Source organism: Pseudomonas sp. (assembly GCF_037994325.1).
GTDB lineage: Bacteria > Pseudomonadota > Gammaproteobacteria > Pseudomonadales > Pseudomonadaceae > Aquipseudomonas.
This window is the reverse complement of record NZ_JBBNAH010000240.1, coordinates 1-1,773: the sequence shown is the minus strand read 5'-3', so window position 1 is coordinate 1,773 and position 1,773 is coordinate 1. Positions and strand designations below refer to the sequence as shown.

1 protein-coding gene and 1 pseudogene are annotated in these 1,773 nt (G+C 62.0%); both read right to left on the bottom strand.

The window, feature by feature from the left end:
* Positions 1-426: 426 nt before the first annotated feature.
* Complete coding sequence (gene tagQ / locus AAAB16_RS08050; RefSeq protein WP_110614191.1) at positions 427-1,329, bottom strand: type VI secretion system-associated lipoprotein TagQ; 903 nt, start codon at positions 1,327-1,329, stop codon at positions 427-429.
* A 65-nt stretch (positions 1,330-1,394) separates the two neighbouring features.
* A pseudogene (locus AAAB16_RS08045) lies at positions 1,395-1,773 on the bottom strand (type VI secretion protein); the annotation flags it as partial.

Below are 1,773 nucleotides of genomic sequence, written 5' to 3'. Positions count from 1 at the left end.
CGCTGCGCTGCGGGTTCCCTCATTCCATCGCCGCTCCAGGGGCACGGCACAACGGGCCTTCCATGGCCCGATGTGCCTCTCGCCGCGTCCCTGCGGCTCAACCCCTTCCGCAACGATTCCATTCGGCCTGCGATGAACGGGGCGGGTAGATCAGATCAAAAGCCCCTCTCCCCCGGCCCCACTCCCGCAAGCGGGCGAGGGGTGACGAAGACGCACGACCGCACTCGGTCAGCTCCCTCTCCCGCTTGCGGGAGAGGGTTGGGGTGAGGGGCTTTTGATGTTGATCTACCCGCCCCGTTCATCGCAGGCCAAGCGGAATCGTCGCGAAAGGCGCGAAACAAAACCCTCAGCACACGCAATTCACGGCCCCTCACCAGCATAAAAAAAGGGAGCCCTAAGGCCCCCTCGTTCCAACTCAACACACCATCACGCCTTGGCGCAGCTCTCCGGTGCCCAATCACCCATGTCCGGGTTATTGCACACGTCGTTAACCATCGCTTTTCCCTGAGTCGCCACTTTCTGGCTTTCAGTGCGCGAGGTCTGCGCTTTCTGCGCGGCTTTCTCGGTGGAGACCGCTTGAGTCGTTACCTTGGCACGCTGTGCTTTGGTGACGGTCACTTTTTTGCCGGCGTCGGCATCGGCGACTTTGGCTACGGTGTCACGCTGTACGCCGGTGGCGATCAGGTCTTTTTCGTAGGCCTGGGTGTAGGCGTCCAGGTCTTCGCCAGTACGGCCGTCAGCAGCTGCCAGCAGGGCGTTGGTTTCTTTCAGGCCGCTAACGATTTCGGCCAGGTGTGCACGGCCATCGGCTTCGGAGATTTTCTTGGCTTTGCGCGCGTCACGCAGCGAGGCAAATTCGCGCTGGTAGCAAGCTTGGGCCGCTTTGGCGTAACCCACGCTGCGGTCGATTTCGCCAGTGCTGCGGTCGATGTCGGTGGCGTAGGAGCCGATACGCTGGTTGTCGTCGGTGATCTGTTTTTGCTTCTCGACGTAGTAACCCGCTGCACCACCCACCAGGGCGCCGCCAGCGGCACCGATCAGGGCGTTGCGTGCGGCGTGGTCGTCACCCGACAAGCCACCGGCCAGGCCGCCAATCAGGCCACCGGCAATGGCGCCGGTTACGGCCGAGTTTTTCACCGCGTCTTCGGTGCCACGCAGGTGCGATACCGGCTCATAGCAGGCCGGGTAGTACTGCGCGGTGGTGCTGGCGGCGACTTTCGAGGTCGGGCCGGTGCTGGCACAACCGCTGATGAAGATGCAGCCGGCGGTGAGGAAGGACGCCGCGACGCGTGCCGAGGTGCGGAGCATGGTGTTGTTACTGTGCTTCATGGTCAGTTCCTGTCTCTGTTTTGTTTGTGCGCTGCGGCCGGTTCAGGCTGGCCGCAGTGGTTTCCTTAACGCTCGCCGTTAGCGAGCAACTGCTCCAGAATCGCCGCCGGATCGGCACGCTTTTCCTGGCGATACTTGCCTACGTGTGTGACAAACAGCGTCGCACGTTTGACCAGGCTCTTGCCGAGCACTGGTTTGCGATTGAGCTCTTCTTTTATCCGTTGCAACTGCGCCTGGATCACCGCATCGGTGTAGCGGGTGCCGGTGGCCAGGTTGTCGATGTAAATCTGCACCGCGCCGTCGAGGGCGCTGCGCCCGTTGGCCATCGCGGTGGCAAACAGCTTAGCCGAGGCTTCGTCCTTGTTCGCTTTGGCCTGGTCCTGGCTTTTCTTCAGGTTGGTCAGGCGAATGTTGTAGTTGTTGATGGTTTCCGCCACCAGGGCG

Excerpts from the sequence above, each read along its gene's own strand:
- tagQ (WP_110614191.1), bottom strand. The coding sequence starts at position 1,329 with ATGAAGCACAGTAACAACACCATGCTCCGCACCTCGGCACGCGTCGCG.